Annotated in this window: 19 protein-coding genes; 11 read left to right on the top strand and 8 right to left on the bottom strand. The window is 72.2% G+C overall.

The window, feature by feature from the left end; genetic code table 11:
- The first annotated feature begins 155 nt into the window (after positions 1-155).
- Both ABGB14_RS43515 and ABGB14_RS43510 read left to right on the top strand, forming a co-directional pair.
- Positions 156-3,077 carry an AAA family ATPase gene (locus tag ABGB14_RS43515; RefSeq protein ID WP_347649745.1) on the top strand — a complete coding sequence of 974 codons (2,922 nt, stop codon included), beginning with the start codon at positions 156-158 and terminating at the stop codon, positions 3,075-3,077.
- Between the two features lie 178 nt (positions 3,078-3,255).
- Positions 3,256-5,265, top strand: a complete 2,010-nt coding sequence (locus ABGB14_RS43510; protein WP_347649744.1) for a GxGYxYP domain-containing protein — start codon at positions 3,256-3,258, stop codon at positions 5,263-5,265.
- On the opposite strand, the gene ABGB14_RS43505 is transcribed toward ABGB14_RS43510, so the two are convergent.
- Complete coding sequence (locus tag ABGB14_RS43505; RefSeq protein ID WP_347649743.1) at positions 5,266-5,880, bottom strand: histidine phosphatase family protein; 615 nt, start codon at positions 5,878-5,880, stop codon at positions 5,266-5,268.
- Between the two features lie 55 nt (positions 5,881-5,935).
- Here ABGB14_RS43505 and ABGB14_RS43500 point away from each other — a divergent pair, with 55 nt between their 5' ends.
- Positions 5,936-6,883: an ATP-dependent DNA ligase gene (locus ABGB14_RS43500; protein WP_347649742.1), complete on the top strand. Its 948-nt coding sequence runs from the start codon at positions 5,936-5,938 to the stop codon at positions 6,881-6,883.
- A 128-nt stretch (positions 6,884-7,011) separates the two neighbouring features.
- A complete protein-coding gene (locus ABGB14_RS43495; RefSeq protein ID WP_347649741.1) occupies positions 7,012-8,496 on the top strand; it encodes a M28 family metallopeptidase in 1,485 nt (494 codons plus the stop codon).
- A gap of 34 nt (positions 8,497-8,530) precedes the next feature.
- Here the strand turns inward: ABGB14_RS43495 and ABGB14_RS43490 are convergent, their stop codons facing one another.
- The gene (locus tag ABGB14_RS43490; protein ID WP_347649740.1) at positions 8,531-9,139 is read right to left on the bottom strand and encodes a hypothetical protein; all 609 of its coding nucleotides are present in this window, start codon (positions 9,137-9,139) and stop codon (positions 8,531-8,533) included.
- A gap of 191 nt (positions 9,140-9,330) precedes the next feature.
- Between ABGB14_RS43490 and ABGB14_RS43485 the strand changes: the two genes are divergently transcribed.
- Positions 9,331-9,666 (top strand): hypothetical protein, encoded by a 336-nt coding sequence (locus ABGB14_RS43485; protein ID WP_347649739.1) that lies wholly within the window; start codon positions 9,331-9,333, stop codon positions 9,664-9,666.
- Between the two features lie 18 nt (positions 9,667-9,684).
- Here ABGB14_RS43485 and ABGB14_RS43480 read toward each other — a convergent pair whose 3' ends face one another.
- Genes ABGB14_RS43480 through ABGB14_RS43470 form a run of 3 tightly spaced genes read right to left on the bottom strand, consistent with a single transcriptional unit; the run spans position 9,685 to position 11,922 of the window.
- Positions 9,685-10,284 (bottom strand): TetR family transcriptional regulator, encoded by a 600-nt coding sequence (locus ABGB14_RS43480; RefSeq protein ID WP_347649738.1) that lies wholly within the window; start codon positions 10,282-10,284, stop codon positions 9,685-9,687.
- Between the two features lie 33 nt (positions 10,285-10,317).
- The gene (locus tag ABGB14_RS43475) at positions 10,318-10,581 is read right to left on the bottom strand and encodes a hypothetical protein (RefSeq protein WP_347649737.1); all 264 of its coding nucleotides are present in this window, start codon (positions 10,579-10,581) and stop codon (positions 10,318-10,320) included.
- A gap of 60 nt (positions 10,582-10,641) precedes the next feature.
- Positions 10,642-11,922, bottom strand: coding sequence for an MFS transporter (locus tag ABGB14_RS43470; RefSeq protein WP_347649736.1), 1,281 nt, complete (start codon positions 11,920-11,922; stop codon positions 10,642-10,644).
- A 70-nt stretch (positions 11,923-11,992) separates the two neighbouring features.
- On the opposite strand from ABGB14_RS43470, the gene ABGB14_RS43465 reads away from it, so the two are divergent.
- The gene (locus ABGB14_RS43465; protein WP_347649735.1) at positions 11,993-12,997 is read left to right on the top strand and encodes a helix-turn-helix domain-containing protein; all 1,005 of its coding nucleotides are present in this window, start codon (positions 11,993-11,995) and stop codon (positions 12,995-12,997) included.
- 22 nt (positions 12,998-13,019) lie between these two features.
- On the opposite strand, the gene ABGB14_RS43460 is transcribed toward ABGB14_RS43465, so the two are convergent.
- Both ABGB14_RS43460 and ABGB14_RS43455 read right to left on the bottom strand, forming a co-directional pair.
- On the bottom strand, positions 13,020-14,051 hold the full coding sequence (locus tag ABGB14_RS43460; protein WP_347649734.1) for an alpha/beta hydrolase: 1,032 nt from the start codon (positions 14,049-14,051) through the stop codon (positions 13,020-13,022).
- A complete protein-coding gene (locus ABGB14_RS43455) occupies positions 14,048-14,305 on the bottom strand; it encodes an AbrB/MazE/SpoVT family DNA-binding domain-containing protein (protein ID WP_347649733.1) in 258 nt (85 codons plus the stop codon). The genes ABGB14_RS43460 and ABGB14_RS43455 overlap by 4 nt, the downstream gene beginning before the upstream one ends.
- A 213-nt stretch (positions 14,306-14,518) precedes the next feature.
- Between ABGB14_RS43455 and ABGB14_RS43450 the strand changes: the two genes are divergently transcribed.
- The 3 genes from ABGB14_RS43450 (at position 14,519) to ABGB14_RS43440 (ending at position 16,604) form a co-directional block, all read left to right on the top strand.
- On the top strand, positions 14,519-15,115 hold the full coding sequence (locus ABGB14_RS43450) for a hypothetical protein (RefSeq protein WP_347649732.1): 597 nt from the start codon (positions 14,519-14,521) through the stop codon (positions 15,113-15,115).
- A gap of 175 nt (positions 15,116-15,290) precedes the next feature.
- A complete protein-coding gene (locus ABGB14_RS43445; protein WP_132599997.1) occupies positions 15,291-15,788 on the top strand; it encodes a sigma-70 family RNA polymerase sigma factor in 498 nt (165 codons plus the stop codon).
- 120 nt (positions 15,789-15,908) lie between these two features.
- A complete protein-coding gene (locus tag ABGB14_RS43440; protein ID WP_347649731.1) occupies positions 15,909-16,604 on the top strand; it encodes a zf-HC2 domain-containing protein in 696 nt (231 codons plus the stop codon).
- Here the strand turns inward: ABGB14_RS43440 and ABGB14_RS43435 are convergent.
- Positions 16,594-17,196, bottom strand: a complete 603-nt coding sequence (locus ABGB14_RS43435; RefSeq protein WP_347649730.1) for a dienelactone hydrolase family protein — start codon at positions 17,194-17,196, stop codon at positions 16,594-16,596. The genes ABGB14_RS43440 and ABGB14_RS43435 overlap by 11 nt on opposite strands.
- A gap of 84 nt (positions 17,197-17,280) precedes the next feature.
- Between ABGB14_RS43435 and ABGB14_RS43430 the strand changes: the two genes are divergently transcribed.
- Both ABGB14_RS43430 and ABGB14_RS43425 read left to right on the top strand, forming a co-directional pair.
- Positions 17,281-18,495, top strand: a complete 1,215-nt coding sequence (locus tag ABGB14_RS43430) for an FUSC family protein (protein ID WP_347649729.1) — start codon at positions 17,281-17,283, stop codon at positions 18,493-18,495.
- 16 nt (positions 18,496-18,511) lie between these two features.
- Positions 18,512-19,045, top strand: a complete 534-nt coding sequence (locus ABGB14_RS43425) for an SET domain-containing protein-lysine N-methyltransferase (RefSeq protein ID WP_347649728.1) — start codon at positions 18,512-18,514, stop codon at positions 19,043-19,045.
- The last annotated feature ends 57 nt before the right edge of the window (positions 19,046-19,102 follow it).

The following is a 19,102-nucleotide window of genomic DNA, read 5'->3' as shown; positions in this document are numbered from 1 at the left end:
CTCAGTGCGTCGCCGCCGATCCGGCGGACGGTCGAGACGCTAGTGACGGGCGAGGAGGGGGACATCCGTAGCGCATACGGATTTTTGACCATCACTGGATCCGGTAGCCTGTTGAAGCTGATATATCGCCATCGGGGCAGGTGGGAGGGTGAGGCATGCCCTCCGGCCAGGCCCGCGTCGCCCCCTCAGGCTCCCTGTCCGACGTCCTCGTCGGGCGCCGGGCCGAGCTCGCCCTGCTCCGTACGGTCATCGCCGCCCCGCCGTCCCTCGCCCTGGTCGAGGGCGAGGCGGGGATCGGCAAGAGCCGGCTCGTCGGAGAGCTGCTCGCCGCGCCGGAAGCGCCCGGAGCGCCGGCACAGGGATCGGCCCGGAAATCGGTCCGGAAATCGGCCCGGGTTCGCACGCTGGTGGGACAGTGCGAGCAGCTCCAGGAGCCGCTGCCGCTGTCGCCGCTGCTCGACGCCTTCCGCCTGGCCGGCGACGAGCTCGCCGCGTCCCGCCCGGCCAACCCGGTGATCGGGGCGCTGGCGCCGCTCCTGCCCGAGATCGCCGAGCACCTGCCGCCGCCGCTGCCCGCCCTGCCCGACCAGCGGGCGGAGCGGCACCGGGTGTTCCGCGCCGCCGTCGCGCTGCTCGACCACCTCAGCCCGCTGGTGCTCGTCCTGGAGGACGTGCACTGGGCCGACAGCGGCACGCACGACTTCCTCGCCTTCCTGGCGGCCCACCAGCCGCGCGGGCTGTCGGTGATCCTCACGATCCGCACCGAGACGGGCCCGCTGCCCATCCGCGAGGCCCTGGCCAGAGCGCCGTCAGGGCCGGCGCGGGCGATCGGCCTCACGCCGCTGAGCCCGCCCGAGGTGGAGGAGCTGGCGGGCGGCATCCTGAAGACCGATCTGCCGCGTACGTTCGCCGCGGCGCTCCACGAGACGACCGGCGGCATCCCGTTCGTCGTGGAGGAGGTGCTCCGCACGCTGCTGGAGCGGCTGCCCGCGAGCGAGATCCCCGGACGCCCGGACGTGCTGGCCGGCCTCGCGGTCCCGACCGTGCTGCGCGACGTGGTGGTGCGGCGCCTGACCTCGCTCGACGAGCCGGCGCGGGGGATCCTGGGAGCCGCCGCCGTCATCGGCGTGACGCCCGACGACCGGGTGCTCGCGGAGGTCACCGGCCGCGACGCGGAGGAGGTCGCCAAGGCCCTGGCGACGGCGCAGGCGGCCGGGCTGCTGCACGAGGAGGACGGCCGCTGCCGGTTCAGGCACGCGCTGGCCCGGCAGATCGTGTACGAGTCGGTGCCCGTCTCCGGGCGGCGCTGGTTGCATCTCAGGACCGCGCAGGCCCTGGAACGAGGGCCGGGCCCGAGGCCCGTGGCCCGGCTCGCCCATCACTACCGGCTCGCGGGGCGCACGGCGGACTTCGTCGGCAACGCCGAGGCCGCCGCCGACAAGGCGCTCGCCCACGGCAACGACGCCACGGCGGCGAGGTTCCTGCTGCAGGCGCTGGAGACGGGCGAGCTGTCCAGCGACGTGCGCGTGCGGCTGGCCGTCAAGCTGGGCCGGGCCGCGGTCGACGGGCTGGCGCACGCGGAGGCCGTACCCATTCTCGAACGCCTGCTGGCGACCGAGCCGCTCCCCGCCCACCTGCGCGGAGAGTTACGCTTCGCGCTCGGCCGCCTGCTGCGCCAGCAGGGTGAGGCGCGGGCGGGATACCTGCAGATCGAGGGCGCGGTGGAGGACCTCGGCGACCGGCCCGCCCTTCTGGGACGGGCGCTCGCCGTGCTCGCCGCGCCCGAGACCGTCCCCGACCGGCACGTTGACGAGCACGCCGCCCGCTGCGACCAGGCGGAGCGGGCGGCCCGCCGCAGCGGCGACCGCGACGTGGACATCGCCGTACGCATCGCGCGGGCCTCGCTCCTGCTCGAACAGGGCGACCCGGGCAGCTGGCGGCTGATCGACGACCTGCTGCGCGACGACCGGCTCCGCGCCGTGCCCAGGGAGCACGCCCGCGCCTGCCTCAACTGGGCGCAGGGCGCGCTGCACATCGGGCGGCTCGACCGCGCCGAGGCCCTGCTCGCCGAGGGCCGCCGGGTGGCCGACCAGGCCGAGTACCTGCGCGTGGCGGAGGTCGTCGAGCTGGTCGCCGCCGCCGTGGACCGGGCCGCGGGGCGCTGGGACGGGCTTGAGCCCCGCGCCCGCCGGCTGGCGGGCCCGTCGGCCACGTTCGCGGCGGCGTTCCTGGACTCGCGGCTGCTGCACGGCACGCTGCTGGCGGCCATGGGGCCGGTCGAGAACGCCGGGGCGTGCCTGGGCGAGGTGATCGCCGTCGCCGAGAGGGTGGGCGCGGTCTGGCCGCTCATCCCGGCGCGGATGGCGCTGTCGCGGCTCCTGCTCACTTTGGACGATCCCGCGGCCGCCGCCGAGCAGGCCACCGCCGGGCTCGCCCTGGTCCGCTCCAAGGGCAACTGGGTGTGGGGCGCCGAGACCGTGCTGTGCCTGGTGGATGCCATGGACGCGCTCGGCGAGGCCGGCGAGGCGGCCGGGCTGGTGGCGGAGCTGGCCGCCGGCATCGAGGACGCCGGCGCGCCGGCCGCGCAGGCCGCGCTGCTGACGGCGCGGGCCGTCATGGCCTGCTCACGGGGCGACGAACCCGAGGCCGACCGGCTGCTGGACGCGGCGCGTACCACGCTGGGGGAGGCCGGGCTGCGCTACGACGAGGCGCAGGCCGCCGAGCGGCTGGGCCGCCTGCGCGGCGCCGCGGGCGGCGACTGCTTGGAGAGCGCGCTGCGCCTGTACGGGTCGATGGGCGCGGACCGGGACATCGCGCGGGTGTGCCGCGCCATGCGGCAGAACGGCGTGCCCATCCCCTACCCGTGGCGGGGCGGGCGGCCCTCGCACGGGCGCGCGCTGTCGGCGCGGGAACGCGAGGTGGCGCTGCTCGCCGCCGCGGGCAGGACGAACCAGGAGATCGCCACAGAGCTGTTCCTGTCGCGGCGGACCGTGGAAAGCCACATCTCCAGCGTGCTGCGCAAGCTGAACCTGCCGTCGCGGAAGGAGCTGCGCGGGCTCGCCCTGCCGGCGGGGTGAGCTTGCGCGGGAGCGGTCGAGTTCGTGCGGGAGCCCACGGTGCGCCCGTGGTTCCGGGGGCTGCTGGGGGAATTGCGCGGTTTACGCCATGGACATCCTTACGTCAGGTTGTTACGTTCTCTGGCAGATGACAACGATGTCATTCCTGGTCCCCCCCTCGCAGGAGCAGAGATCGCGCATGGTGTCACGACGTAACTTCTTGCTGGCCAACACCGCGGTCCTCGCGGCCGGCGGGCTCGGAGTCAGCCTCTCCACCCCCGCCGCCGCCACGACCGCAGCCACCCGGACCCTCCTCCCCAACTTCGGTCGCCCCACCCGGCTCGACCACGCCGACGTGAGTGCCCTCCACGGGAATGACCAGCTGCTCCTGACCACCCTCCAAGGAGTGGTCAACCGCCGCAGCCCTCGCCTCTACTTCAACTACAACAAGGAGAACTTCGACGTCCCCTGGCTGGACAGCACGGGCGCCCGCGTCACCCGCCACGACAACGCCCTCGACCTGGTCGCCCGCTACGGCCGCGAGGCCCGCGGCGCCATCCTGCACGACCCCGACGTCCCCGACTCGGTGAACGTCGCCACCACCCTCGCCGGCCTGGAGGGCGCCGTGGCCGCCACGGCCGAGCAGGCCGCCGAGCACGGCTTCAGGACCATCACCGACCTGCGCGGGAAGTTCGACCCCGACGACATCCTGGGCACCTACCGCTGGCAGCTCGACAACCTCTTCCCGCGCTGCACCCACGCCCTGCTCAGCGGCCTGCCGCCGACCAGGACCGTGAGCGTCGACAACGTCCAGTGGCGCGAGGTCGCCCGCGAGACCGAGCGCATCCGCGACACCTCCAACCGCGAGGTGCGCACCTTCGACTTAAGCCAGGAACTGTCCGGCGAGGACGGCGTCTACCTGCGCTTCCAGGACTCGTTCGGCGACGACGGCTGGGGCGCCTCGGTCGGCGCGGTCACCGTCAAGGCCGACGGCAAGGAGATCGCCTCCTTCACCCCCGGCACGGACGCCGAGACGCCGTACCTCTTCGACGGCCTCAACTCCGCGATCGGCGACAAGTCCAACCGCTTCTCCGACGGCGGCGGCTACTTCGTCTACCGCTTCACCGCGCCCGAAGGCGCCCAGCAGCTCACGGTCGACGTGGACCTGTGGAACCAGTACCTGGTGACCGCCACCACCACCGCGCCGACCAGGGTCGAGCCCTTCCCCTATTTCCGCGACTACACGGTCGCCATGCGCGCCATGGTCTTCTGGCTGCCGCCCAGCGGCCAGACCGGCGAACTGCTCGACGAGATCCTCGGCCAGGTCAAGCCGACCACGCCGTACGCCGGATGGTTCTCCAACGACGTGGCGGGCGAGTGGGGCGGCGTCGACCGGGCCTCGCAACACGCCGTCGAGGTCATCCCCGCCGACTACTACATGAACGCCACCGTCCACGCCGGCGTGCGCGCCAAGGTCTCCGACCGGGTGCCGCCGAGGCCGCGGGCCACCCTCCGCAACCGCGTCTACGTCACGCTCACCGTCGGCGAGGGCGACAACATCCAGTACTGCCAGCGCCGGATGCGGCAGATCTGGGACGACGACAAGCGCGGCGAAGTGCCCACGAACTGGACCGTCAGCCCCCTGCTGGCCGAGATCGGCCCCGCGATCCTCGCCTACTTCCAGCGCACGGCCACGCCCAACGACCTGCTCATCGCCGGGCCGTCGGGCGCCGGCTACACCTACCCCGGGTCGTGGCCGAAGGAGGCGCTGGATGCGTACACGGAGCTCTCAGGACGATTCATGCGCAGGACCGGCATGGACCTCGTCTACGCCTACAACCACCGCAACGAGGAGGACGACGGCTGGGTGGCCTTCGACGAGCGCATCGTGCGGTCGTACAGGAAGAACACCGACCTGCGCGGCATCATCCAGTCGTGGGAGACCGGCGACCTGCAGATCAACCCCGCGGGCCTGCCCGTGATCGGCAACTTCATGCCGCAGGGCAGGGCCCAGGAATACCGCGACACGCTGGTGAAGCACATCGAGGGCTGGGACGGGAGCAAGCCGCTGTTCATCGCCGGCGCCGTCAACGCCTGGAACTGGTCGCCGAGCGACATCGCCGAGCTCGGCACGCTGCTCGACGACCCCTTCGAGATCGTCCGCGGCGACGTGTTCTTCAAGCTGCTGGGCGACCACCTCGGACGATGATCACAGGCGGAGCTCGGGTGGGAAGCCGGTCCACCTGAGCTCCGCCGGCAGGTGGGCCATGTCGTTGAAGAAGAGCACGGACGACGGGCGGCCGGGCGTGTAACGGATGACGGTCAGGGCGGCGTTGCAGTGATTGACGCCCAGCCAGCGCCAGTCCGGGGCGTCCATGGCGGCGCGTACGAGCCAGCCGATCAGGAAGTTGTGCGTGACCACCAGCTCGTGCCGGGGCTGCGCGGCCGGTCCCGTGAACAGCTCCATGGCCTCGCGGGCGAGCGCCGGGCCGTCGCGGCGCTCGTCCTCGGGGAACTGGCCGACGAACCCCAGGAGGCGGTCGGCGTACTCCTCCGGCAGGTCCTCCCTGACCGGGACGTACGGGAGATAGTCGCCGGCGGCCCGCGACTCGCGCAGCGGGACACCGGGGAGCCGCTCGCCGACGAGCCGGGCGGTCTCGGCCGCCCGGGGGAGCGGGCCGTGGTGCACGGCGGCGAGCGGCACGTCGCCGAACTGCTCGCCGAGCCGGTCGCCGAGCAGCGCGGCCTGGCGGCGGCCGGCGTCCGTCAGCTCTCCTTCGGGTGTGGCCTCGCCGTGGCGGGTGAGATACAGGTAGCGGGTCATCGGCGGGGTTCACTCCCATGTCGGTTGTGCGGGGGTCTGTGGCATCGTAGGGCGGGTGGCCGCCGATGAGACCCGTGACGGGGTCGCCCTGACCAATCTTGACCAGCCGCTGTTCGACGGCGCCGGCGCCACCAAGCGCGACCTGGTCGACTACCTCGACGCCGTCGCCGACCGCATCATCCCCGTCCTGCGCGACCGCGCGCTGTCCGTGATGCGCGTCCGCCCGGGGCAGCAGCCGTTCATGCAGAAGAACCTGCCGAAATACGCCCCCGAGTGGATCAGGTCCGTCTCCTTCTGGGCCGAGGCGTCCCGCAGGCAGGTGACGTACGCGCTCTGCGACGACAGGAGAACGCTCTTGTGGTTCGCCAACCAGCGGGCCGTGGAATATCACCCGGCGCTGTTCGTCGGCAACCGGCCCACGCATCTCATCCTCGACCTCGACCCGCCCGAGCACGACGACTCCTTCTCGCTGGCCGTACGCGGCGCGCTCCTCGTCCGCCAGGCCCTCCGCGACGCCGGGCTGTCGGGGGCGGTGAAGACGAGCGGGGCGAAGGGCGTGCACGTGTTCGTGCCCGTGGCCGAGGGCACGGCGGTGGACGACCTCGCGGCGGCAACCCGCGCGCTGGCCGCCCGTGCCGAGCGGCTCGATCCGGCGCTGGCGACCACGGCGTTCATCCGGGAGGACCGCGAGGGCAAGGTCTTCCTCGACTCCACCCGCGCGGGCGGCGCGACGGTCGCCGCCGCCTACAGCCCGCGCATCCGTCCCGGCGTGCCCGTCTCCTTCCCGGTGGCGTGGGACGAGCTCGACCGCGTGGCGCCCGCCGACTTCACCGTGCACACGGCGGCCGCGCGGCTCGAGGAGGCCGACCCGTGGGCCGAGCTCATGCCCGAGCCGCAACCGCTGCCCGCCGACCTGGTCGAGGAGGGGCACACCATCCCGGTAGCCCGCGTCCAGGCCATGCACGAGGGAAAACGCCGCGCCCGCGCCCGTCGCGCAGAGTGAACGCGTTACTCGAACATGTCCTGATTTTGCCGCTGGAGAAGGCCTTGTCTGCCTCGTAGCTGGGGATTTACGTTCCGATCGCGGCTCGGGGGAATGTCGCATTCCCATCCACGACAGGGGAATCGCTCATGCGCAGAATCGTCACCGCACTGATCACCGCACTGGCGCTGCCCCTGACCGCGGCGGCCCCGGCCCATACTGCCGAGCCCGCCGACGCGTACGCCGACCTGCTGGTCAAGAAGGTCAAGGGCGCGAACGTCGAAGAGCACCTCCGCGCCTTCCAGAAGATCGCCACCGCGCACGGCGGCAACCGCGCCGCGGGCACGACCGGCTACGACGCCTCCCGCGACTACGTGGCCGACAAGCTGCGCAGAGCCGGCTACAAGGTGACGCTCGATCCCGTCCAATTCGTCGAGAGCTGGACCGAGAACAGCCCGCCCGCCCTCACCGAGACCGCGCCCGAACGGCGGGCGTACGTTCCAAAGCAGGACTTCTTCGCCTTCGAGCCCTCCCCGGCCGGCGACGTGACCGCGCAGGTCCAGGGCGTGGACCTGACGCTGCCCCCGGCCGCCACACCGTCCTCCACCAGCGGGTGCGAGGCCTCCGACTTCGACGGGTTCGTGGCCGGCCGGATCGCGCTCGTCCAGCGCGGCACCTGCGCCTTCTCCCAGAAGGTGCGCAACGCCGGCGCGGCCGGGGCGGCCGCGATCATCGTGTTCAACGAGGGCCAGAAGGGACGCACGGAGGCCGAGCAGCTCGACATCGGCGAATGGCGGGCCGGCATCCCCATGGTGTACGCGGACTACGCGGTGGGCGAGCGGCTGGCCGGCACGGAGGACGCCACCGTCCGGCTCACCGTCGACTCCACCGTCGCGATCGGCACCGACCACAACGTGATCGCCGAAACCCGCACCGGCGACCCGGGCAACGTCGTCATGCTCGGAGCCCACCTCGACAGCGTGCCCGCGGGTCCCGGCATCAACGACAACGGCTCCGGCAGCGCCGCCATCCTGGAGGTGGCCGAGGAGATGGCCCGCTTCCCGGTCAAGAACCGGGTGCGCTTCGCCTTCTGGGCCGCGGAGGAGCTCGGCCTGCTCGGCTCCGACCAGTATGTCGCGTCGCTGCCGCGGACGGAACGCGACCGCATCCGCCTCTACCTGAACTTCGACATGGTCGCCTCGCCCAACTTCGCCTACAAGCTCTACGACGGCGACGACTCCGACGACACCGGCGCCTCGGCGGGCCCGCCCGGCTCGGCCCAGATCGAGGAGCAGTTCGAGACCTTCTTCGGCTCCCGAGACCTGCCCACCGTCGGCACCGACTTCGACGGCCGCTCCGACTACGGCCCGTTCATCGCGGTCGGCATCCCGGCGGGCGGCATCTTCACCGGCGCGGAAGGCTCCAAGACGGCCGAGGAGGCGAAGCTGTTCGGCGGCACCGCGGGCAGCGCGTACGACGCCTGCTACCACCAGGCGTGCGACACGATCCGCAACGTCAACGGCACGGCGCTCGACGTGAACGCCGACGCCATCGCCGACTCGGCCGCCCGGTTCGCCTTCGACCTGAGCTCGATCCCGCGCCGCGCGACCCCCGCACATGGAGGTGGAGGCTGACGCCTCCCACGAGGAGCGCGGAGGCTGACGCCCTTCATGAGGGCACGGTGAGCCGGGGACGCAGCGCCGCCAGCGCCGCCTCCGGGTCGTCGGCGAAGAACCGGATCGAGGTGACCTCGGCCCGGCGCCCGAGCGGGCGGACGACGGTGACCGGCCCGGCCAGCTCGACCGTCAGGTTGGTCTGCGAGGCGACGGCCACGCCGAGCCGCCCGTCCGCGACGGAGACCATGCTCTCCTCGTTGAGGTTGCGGCCGGTCCGTACCGAGACGATCCGGTCGAGGGGCACCCGCACGTCGAAGTAGGCGGCGTACCTGATGCGCAGTTCCTCGTCGGTGATGACGTGCGGCCGGGTGGCGCAGGCGGCGGCCAGCATGATCCCGAACAGCAGCCCGTAGAGGTCGGCGACCAGCACCGCGTACCGCAACCAGCCGGGCACGCCGAGCGCGACCAGCAGGAGGTCCACCACCACCGTCTCGATCGCCATCGCGAACAACATGAGCGCCAGCATGAACGTCTGCTCCTTGGCGTACGTGACGGCGCTCGCCCCGGGCTGCACGCCGTGACGCCGGCGCGCGATCCACAGCCCGACGGAGGCCAGGCCCTTCATCTCGAACCCCAGGACGCGCAGCGCGGCTCTGACCATCGTGCTCCTCTCTTCGGCTGGACGCCTCCCATGAGAAACGTTGACGTCGCGTCAAGGTCAACCCCGGAACAGAGGGCACATGCCGGCTCGGGCCACCGGCGAGCGGTTCGTTAAGTCTTCAGATGGCGACTTAAAAGTCTCCGTAAGGAGACATACGGTTGGGGGGAGAGATCCGATCCAGGAGAGGTGTCATGTACGCGATCGTCCGGCACTACCGCGCGCATCCCGACACGATCAGGAAGATGGTCGAGCACGTGGACGCCCAATTCGCGGACCGCGTTCCGAAGCAGGTGGGCTCGATCCTCTACACCGCCGTCGGCACCGGCGAGGGGACGGTGATGACCATCACGGTCTTCCGTGACGCCGAGGCGGCCGCGGCTTCCGAGGCCGCGGTGACCGAGCTTCAGCGCGACATGAAGGAGGGCTTCGGCGTGGAAGAGGTCGCGGTGCAGCGCGGGGAGGTGCTGATCAACCGGGGCGATGTCGCCATGGCGCGGCCCATCGGATTCGGCGGTGCGGCGGCGTGAGCGCGCGCCGCGGGCTCATCAGGTTGAGGGCTTGGGCGCCCGTCCGGTGAGATAGCGCTGCAACGTCGGCGCGACCCAATCGGCGAGCTCGTCGGGATCGGCGGTGACCAGTGCCTCGGCCCGTACGGCGTACCGGGTGATCGCCAGCCCGACGAGCTGGCTGGCCGTGAGCGTCGCGCGCAGGTCGGGGTGGTCCATGCCCAGGGCCCGGATGAGCTTGACGAGCAGGTCGGCGGCCAGGAAGTCCCTGACCTGGGAGGCGGCGTGCTCGTTGGTGGCGGCCGAGCGGATGACGCCGAGCAGCGGGCCGGGGGAGTCGACGTCCCCCAGCAGGTCGAAGGCGTAGCCGAGCAGCCGGCGCCCCAGGCTGGAGCGCGGACCGTCAAGCAGCATGACGATCGTGCGGTCCGGCTGGAACACCTCCGCGACGACCGCGCTGAACAGCTGGTCCTTGTTGCCGAAGAACCTGCGTACCAGTGCGGGGTCGACGCCGGCGTCCGTGGCGACCTGCCGTAGGCTCGTGCCGTCGTAGCCGTGCTCGCTGAACGATGCGGCGGCGGCGGCCACGATCTCCTGCCGGGTGGTCGATGTCCCCGGGCGGCGTCCCGTCCTGCCCACGAGCTCCTCCTCGACGTTCGCGACACGAAGTCCTTATATGAGGACTTTATCGCGGCTTCGCCGCCCCCGCAGCGGCTTTCCGCCGGCGTCATTCAGGGTGTTACCGATTTCCCTGACCTCCTCGCGGCCGGCGCCCAGTGCGTCTGGCCCGATCTCGGCGAGCCGAACCGCTGATTCCTCGTATCGATCCCACGTGGCGGGAAGGGGCGGGCCGGCGTTGATCCGAGCCGCGATCACCTGCTCACGCAATCTGGTCATGCGCCTGTCGTACAGCCATTCAGCGAAACGGCTGAGCATCGTCCCTCCATGGCCGCCGTTCGAGGACGCCCAACCTGACGCGGTCGGAGGAGGCATGACTCAACCCCGGTCGGATCTCCCGGCCCGTACGGCCAGCGCGGTCAGCGCGGCGATGAGGCAGGCCGCGCACAACACGGCCCAGACGGCGTCGTACGTGCCGGCCAGGTCGCGGGCGGTGGCCCCGAGGAAGGCCGAGGGGCCACCGCCCGCGCCCAGCTGGTGAGCGGAGTTGGCCCAGCCGAAGACGATGGGGCCGTCGTCTCCGTAGCGGCGCTGGGCGAGCGCGATGACCGGCGGGACGGTCGCGACGTCGACGAGGCCGTAGACGACCACGACGGCGACCAGGGAGGGCTGGACCGTCGACGAGAGCACCATCGGCAGGGCCGCCAGGGTGATCGCGCGGACCGTGAAACACCAGGCCAGCAGGTGGCGGGGGTCGAAGCGGTCGGTGAGCCAGCCGGAGGCGGCGGCGCCCAGCGCGGAGAAGACGCCGATCAGGGAGAGCATCGACGCGGCGGCGGTCGCGTGCATGCCGTGGTCGTGGGCCGCGGGCACCCAGTTGCTCCACATGATGCCGTTGGTGCTGGCGCCGCAGATGACGAACATGCCGGCCAGCAGCCAGAAGGTGCCGGTGCGGGTGGCGTCGAGGAGGACCGTGACGGTGCGGCGCGCGGCGCCCCGGGCGGGAGCCGGCTTGGCGACGACGTGCTCGCCGCCGTACGGCGGCGCGCCGACGTCGGCGGGGTGGTCGCGCAGGAACAGGGCCACCAGCGCCGACACGGCCAGGGCGACGAGGGCCAGCGTCACGACCGGGGGCCGCCAGCCGAACCGGTCGACCGACCAGGCGAGCAGCGGCAGGAAGAGCAGCTGCCCCAGATGACTGGAGGCGCTCAGGACGCCGGTGACCAGCCCGCGACGCCGTACGAACCAGCGGCCGGTGATCATCGCGGCGAAGGTCATGGTCAGGCACCCGCTGCCCAGGCCGATCAGGACACCCCAGTACGCGACCAGGTGCCAGGGCGCGGCCATCACGCTGGTGAGCAGGGCGCCGACGGCGACGAGCAGCATGGCGCCCGCCGCCACGCGGCGGATGCCGGCGCGCTCCATCAGGGCGGCCGCGAAGGGCGCGGTGAGGCCGAAGAAGATCATGTTGACGGAGGCGGCCAGGGCGATCTGGCCGCGGTCCCAGGCGTACTCGTGGTGCAGGGGAGAGATCAGGAGCCCGGGGACGGTCGTGAAGGCGCCGGCCGCCACGATGGCCGCGCCCGCGGCGGCGGCGACGACCCACGCGCGGGCCGTGCCGGGGCGTGCGGCGAGCGAGGTCTGCACATGCTGAACCATGGCTCCAGCCTTTCGGCGTGGTGAGCCCCCGGCGAGTGGCTACATAGCCGACATGCGCAACAATATGGCCATGCGTTCCGCTTTCTCCCATCCGATACGCCATCGCGTCGCTGTCCTCGTCCGCGAGATGACCCTGCCGATCGAGCTGGGCATCGTCCACCAGGTGTTCGGGCAGGCCCGCGCGGGGGCGTCGGCGGACGGCGAGCCGCTGTACGAGGTCGCCACCTGCGCCCTTCGGCCCGGCGCGGTGCGTACGGACGGGGACTTCACCGTCAACGTCGCGCACGGCCCCGAGACGCTCGCGGAGGCCGAGACCGTGATCGTGCTGTCCTCCTACGACGACTACGAGCAGCAGGAGCCCGCGCTCTCCCCGCCGCTGGCCGGCGCGTTCGCCCGCATCCGCCCCGGCACCCGGGTGGCCTCGATCTGCACGGGCGCCTTCGTCCTGGCCTCAGCCGGGCTGCTCGACGGGCGCGCCGCCACGACGCACTGGCGCTACGCCGACCGGTTCGCCCGGCTGTTCCCGCAGGTGCAGCTGGACGCGAACGTCCTGTACGCCGACGGCGGCGACGTCCTGACGTCGGCGGGGTGCGCGGCGGGGATCGACCTGTGCCTGCACATGATCCGGCACGACTTCGGCATGGCCGTCGCCAACGACGTCGCCCGCCGCACCGTCGTGCCACCGCACCGGGAGGGCGGGCAGGCGCAGTACGTCCGCCACCCCGTGCCTGAGCCGTCGTCTCCCTCGACCGCGGCCGCGCGGGCCTGGGCCCTGCGTCGGCTCGGCGAGGCCGTCACCCTGGGCCAGATGGCGGCCCAGGAGGCCATGAGCGTGCGCACCTTCACCCGGCGCTTCCGCGACGAGGTCGGCACCACGCCGATGGCCTGGCTCGCCCAGCAGCGCGTCGAACGCGCCAGGGAGCTCCTGGAGGAGTCGGACCTGCCCGTGGACCAGGTGGCCGAGCAGGCAGGGCTCGGTACGGCCGCCAATCTCCGCAAGCACTTCCACGCCGCCGTGGGGACCTCGCCCAGCACCTACCGGGCCGCCTTCCGCGAGCTGGACGCGGCGGGGTGATCCGGCCCGGCCGCGCCCCCTGTCAAGGGGCGGGCGAGCCGCGCAGGGCGCCCCCGAACTCGGTCACGGCGGTGACGAACTCCTGGGGCTTGTCGTCGTGGATGACGTGCCTGGCGTCGATCCGGCGGTAGACGGTCTGAGGAGCGAGCTCGCGCACCCGGGCGGCGTCGTCGTCGTCCATGGCGCCGACGAGGCCGTGCTCGCCGAACCGGTTCCAGTTGGCGTGCAGCAGCAGGACGGGCGCGGTCGTCGCCCGCAGCGCGGCCGCGTGCGAGAAGTCGCCGTAGAAGCGGCCGTCGACGAACGCCCTGGCGAAGTCGGGGTCGAACATCGACGCCGACCGGATCAGGTGGTCGAGCGACGCCGGCAGCCAGCGCACGCCCAGCGAGGCCGGGCTGCCCGGGTGCTTGCGCCGGTGCCGGGTGACCAGGCGGTCGAGCAGGTCGACGAAGCGGTCGGGCATCCGGATGGTCTTGCTCTCCCCGACGGGGATCTCCTGGCGGTAGACGTCGGCCACGCGCTGCCGGTCGAGGTCGCCGAGCACCTCCACGGTGTGCTTGAGGCTGCCGTAGACCCAGCGGTCGCGGTCGCGGAAGCGCGGCATCTCGGCCGAGAAGATCGGCGGGTCCTCCAGGACCACCGCCGCGACGTGGTCGGGAACGTTGGCGGCGCACCACAGGGCGAGCACGCCGCCCGAGGAGTTGCCGCTGACGATCGCGGGCCGCCCGATCACCTGCCGCAGGAAGCGGGCGATGTCCTGGCCCGCGGAGTCCCACGAGTAGTCGCCGGGCGTCCACGAGGAGCTTCCGTGCCCCCGGACGTCGATCGCGTACACCGTGAACTGCCGCGCGAGCTCCGGCATGACCTTGCGGTAGCTGCTCCACAGGCTCATCTGGCCGGGGATCAGGAGGAGGGGCGGGCCGGCCGCGGGGCCCCGCACGTAGTTGATCAGCACGCCGTCGAGTTCGGCGAGCTCCTGGTGGAAGCCCGCCTCGGCGAGCGCGGGCGGCAGCGGGTCGCGCCGGCCCTCGTAGGGGTTGCGGTAGCCGGTCATCGGCCTGGCTCCTCGGGGTCGGCGGGCGGGTCATCCTGCACGGAGAGGACTCCTGTCGCGAAGCGCCGGAAGCGCTCGTTGTCGACCAGCGCGATGCCCTGCTCGGTGTCCACCAGCACGAGGAGGGTGTCGCCCGGCTGGATGCCGAGCAGGTCGCGCGCGTCCTTGGGGATGACGATCTGGCCCTTCTCGCCGATCTTCACGGTCCCCACGATGTAGCGGCCGTCCGGCCCCTCGATCATCTTCCCGGCCATCGCACTCCGCTCTCGTCTCCGGTGAGTCGAGTTCCACTCTACCTACTTTTCCTACTTTTCTCCCAATCGGGGTGTCATAACGGTTCCGTCCATCCGCGTGAACCGGTTGAACCCGCGCGGGCCGACCGGCGTACTCCCTGGCGGAACGGAGCTCGACGGTGTCCGTGAACGGGACGCCGGCGGGCCCGGGCCCCGGCTGCCAGGAGGGCGACGATGGACTTTCTGGGATGGAGCGACGGGCTGGCCCTGTTGCCGCGCGACTACCTGGGAGAGGGCGAACCGCTCGTCGCCGTCGTCAGGGCGGCGGGGCCGTACAGGGGAGAGGCGCTGCACCTGCTCGCGCTGGGCACCGCGGCCACCATGGCCAGGCTGCACCTGGGCGGGATCGCGGGGCTGCGGCTCAACCCGGGCAACGTCATGATCGGGAAGGAGGGGCGGGCGTTCTTCGCGCCGGGGCCGCGCAGCAGCGAGTTCCCCTCCGCCGACGTCAGGGACTGGGCCGACGTGATCGTCTTCGCCGCGACCGGGCGGCCGGTCCGCGACGGCGAGCGTCCCTATCTCGGGCCGGTGCCCGAACTGCGGGTGGTGATCGACGAGTGCCGCCGCCCGAACGCGCTGTCCCGCCCGGCGGCGATCGACGTCGTACGCGCCCTGCTCGGTGACCCGTGGGAGGACCGCCGCGCCACGGTGCGCGAACTGCTGCTGGAGGCCGAGCGCTGGTCCGGGAGCGGCGGAGCCCGTCAACGGCGGACGGGCATTCCGGACGACAGAGGCCAGACCATGATCGAAATCGCGGGTTCGGGGAGTTGACGCGATTTACCGGTGAAATATAGCTGGGCGGCGAATAGGGCAAACTACCTGCCCTGGGGCTGGCCGGTGGCTAGAGTAATAATTCTCAATACCAGCGTACCTAGCGCGATATTTCGTGATAGCCGCAGCGCAAGGAGTCCGCCCCCTTGTGAATCACCGCGTAACGGACGAAGCCATGGTCCGAGCCCTCTACCGCGAGTACGGCGCCCCCTTGATGGCCTTCGCCATCCGGCTGACGGGCGGCGACCGGCGCTGGGCCGAGGACGTCGTGCAGGAGACCCTGGTACGCGCCTGGCGGAACCTCCACGACCTGCGTACCGACACCGGCTCGCTGATGCCGTGGCTGGCGACGGTGGCCCGCCGCGTGGTCATCGACGACCACCGCCGCTCCGGCACGCGTCCCCTCGACACCGTCGACGACATCCAGGACCGAGCCCAGCCCGTGGCCGCGGAGGACGAGCGCCTGTTACGGGAGATCGTGGTGACCGAGGCGATGCTCTCGCTCTCCCCGGCCCACCGCCAGGTGCTCACGGAGACGTTCCTGCTGGATCGCACCGTCCAGGAGGCGGCGGAGACGATCGGCGTGCCGGTGGGCACGGTGAAGTCACGCGTGTACTACGCCATGCGCGCGCTGCGCGTGGCGCTCGAGGAAAGGGGGGTGACGCTGCCATGAGCGTGGTGCGTCACGACGCAAGGGGGGTGACGCTGCCGTGAAAAGGGTGCGTCACGACGTGAAGGGGGGTGACGCTTCCGTGGGAAGGACGCGTCACGGCGTAAGGGGGGTGACGCCGCTATGACGGAGGTGCGTCACGAGGACGTGGCCGCGTACGCGCTCGGACTGCTCGGCGAGGAGGAGAAAGCCGCTTTCGAGAACCATCTGGCCGGTTGCGGGAGCTGTGCCGCGGAGGTGGAATCCTTCACGGCGGTGGGGGAGCTGATCAAGGGCGTGCACCCGGACGACCTGCTGCCCAGCCCGCCGGACCCGCAGGTCGAGTCGATCCTGGTGCGCAAGGCGATCGCGGAGCGCCGTCGCCGCCGGTTCCACCGCACGTTCATGACCGCCGCCGCGTGTCTCGTGGTGGCCGCGGGCGTCTTCCTGGCCGGCAGCTCCTTCATGGGCGGCCCGAACCCCGACAGCGTCCACAGCCCGGCCCGCGCGCTGCTCATGACCGGGGACACCTATTCCGCCACCGACTCCTCGACGGGCGTGTCCAGCGTCATCGGGCTGGAGGACAAGGGCTGGGGAACCCACGTCGCGCTGGAGCTCAAGGGCGTCAAGGGCCCGCTGCAGTGCCGGCTCATGGCCGTGGGCGACGACGGCCGCTCCGAGGTCGTGGCGAGCTGGGGCGTCCCCGCGGCGGGGTACGGCGTGCCGGGCTCACCTGACCCGATGTTGCTGCACGGCGGCACCAGCCTCCCCCAGGACGAGCTGAACCACTTCACGATCCAGACCTCGGACGGCAAGACCCTGGGCACGATCACCGTCTGAGCGCGGAGAAGTGGCCGGTGAACCAGTCGCTCGCCTGGTCGGCCACGATCTCGAGCGCGCCGGGCTCCTCGAACAGGTGGGTGGCGCCCGGCACGACGGACAACCGGCTCTCGGCGTTCAGCCGCCGCCGGGCCTCCTCGTTCAGCTTCAGCACGACCGGGTCCCTGCCGCCGACGATGAGCAGGGTGGGGGCGCGTACCGCGGCCAGCTTCTCCGCGGCCAGGTCGGGCCGGCCGCCGCGTGAGACGATCGCGGCGACCAGGTTGCCGGGCTCGGCCGCCGCCGCCAGCGCCGCCGCCGCGCCGGTGCTGGCGCCGAAGTAGCCGATCGGCATGCCCGCCGTCGCGGGCTGCTCGCGCACCCATGCGGTACGTTCCAGCAGCCGCCCGGTCAGGAGCCCGATGTCGAAGACGTTCGCCCTGACCGTCTCCTCCTCCGGGGTGAGCAGGTCGAACAGCAGCGTGCCCAGCCCCGCCTCGTTGAGCGCGCCGGCCACGTAACGGTTGCGCGGGCTGAGGCGGCCGCTGCCGCTGCCGTGCACGAACAGAACCACTCCCCGAGCGCCGCCGGGGACGACCAGATCGCCGGGCACGTGCCACACCTCCTTCACGGCCTGCGGGCCCGCTACCCTGTTCGCCCAGCTCTATCCGCTGCCCGGCTGGGCAGGGCATTGAGCATGGAGACCGAATCGGGGCGCCGGCACGAGCGGTACGGCGCCCCGCTCCAGCGCATCGTCTCGGGTGGGAAGGCGGCGCTCGGGCGGGCCCGCGGTCTGGGCCTGGGGCGCTGGCTGCGCATGGAACGCGAGTCGTTCGTCCAGACGCTCAAGGTGACGGGGGCCTGCGTCCTGGCCTGGTGGCTGGCGGCCCACGTGCTGAAGGTGGGCCTGCCCGTGCTGGCGCCCATCGGCGTGCTGCTGACGGTGTCGGCGACCGCGTACAGCACGGTGGTGAGAGGCCTGCAGCAGGTCGGCGCGGTGATCGTGGGCGTGTCGGCGGCCACGGGGGTGATCTGGCTGCTCGGTGCCAACGAGCTGACGCTGGCGGTGCTGATCTCGTCCGGCCTCGTGCTGGCCCGGCTGCTGAACCTGCCGGCCCAGAACGTGCAGATCCCGATCACGGCGCTGCTGGTGCTGGCGCTGGGCAGCACGTACGGCTTCGCCCGCCTCGCGGACGTGCTGATCGGGGCCTTCATCGGCGTGGCGGCGAACCTGCTGGTCCTTCCGCCGCGCTACGTGGAGCGGGCGGCGAAGGAGCTGTGCGGGCTCTCCGGCGAGCTGGCCGACCTGGCCGCGGACATGTCGCGAGGGCTGGGCGGCGAGTGGGACCGCGACATGGCGGACGAGTGGCTGGAGCGGGCCAGGACGCTCTCGCAACGGCTGGAGGAGGCGAAGGAGGCCGCGGACCAGGCGGCGGAGTCGGTGCGCCTGACGTTGCGGCGCAGCCGGTACGACACCCGCCTGCGCCAGGTCGCCGAGGCCGCCACCTGCCTGGACCACGCCTGTAACCAGCTCAGGGGAATCGCCAGAGGGCTGGTGGACCTGATCGCGGGCGCGCGCGGCCTGCCCGGTGCGCGCGGTGCGGACCTGCCCGATCCGCTCGCCCAGGAGCTGGAGTCGCTGTCGCGCGTTTTCGGCGCCTTCGGGATGTTGCAGATCAGCCGGGGCAGCGGCAGGGGGTCCTGCCGGAGGGACGTGAAGGAGCTGCGTGCCGCGCTGGGCGAGGGAAGGCGGCGGCAGGAGGTGCTGGCCGAGGAGTTCGAGCGGACCAGGCACCGGGAGCTGAGGACGTTGCAGGGGGCGCTGCTCGACGACTGCGCCAGGATCCGCTACGAGTTCGACCCGGACAACGGCCCGCACAGGGCGGCCTTCCCCGATGTCGCCTACGAATGAGTGCCATGCTGGAGAGGTGATCGATCCTCCCGAGCCCGACTGCTGGACGCACGCCGCCCTTGAGGTGCGGCCCTCCCACATCGCCGGCGACGGGCTGTTCACCACGGCCGCCCTCCCCGCCGGCACCGAGGTGGCCCGCCTCGGCGGCCGGCTCGTGACCTGGGAGCGGTTGCGGGAGCTCTTTGCCGACCCCGCGGTCCCGTACGTCGACACCATCACCGTGACAGGCGACCTGCACCTGGTCCTGCCGTTCGGGCGGCCGGTCGGCAAGAGCAACCACAGCTGCGACCCCAACCTGTGGTGGACCGGCCCCTACAGCCTGGCCGCGCGCCGCGACCTGCTGCCGGGCGAGGAGCTGACCAGCGACTACGCCACCAGCAGCAGCGCGCCCGAGTTCGCCATGGACTGCCGGTGCGGGGCCGGCCTGTGCCGGGGCCGGGTCAGCGGCGAGGACTGGCGGCGGGCCGAGCTCCAGGAGCGGTACGGCGAGCACTGGGTGCCGGCCCTGCTCGATCTCATCGGGCTCGATCTCATCGGGCGCGCCGACTGAGGTCCGGGCCCGGCCGTCGCCCGTCCGCGCCGGAGGACACGGCCGGGGCAGCGACCG

Source organism: Nonomuraea sp. B10E15 (genome assembly GCF_039871615.1).
Lineage (GTDB): Bacteria > Actinomycetota > Actinomycetes > Streptosporangiales > Streptosporangiaceae > Nonomuraea.
Note: the sequence above shows the minus strand (reverse complement) of the source record. Positions and strands in the feature narration are given on the sequence as shown.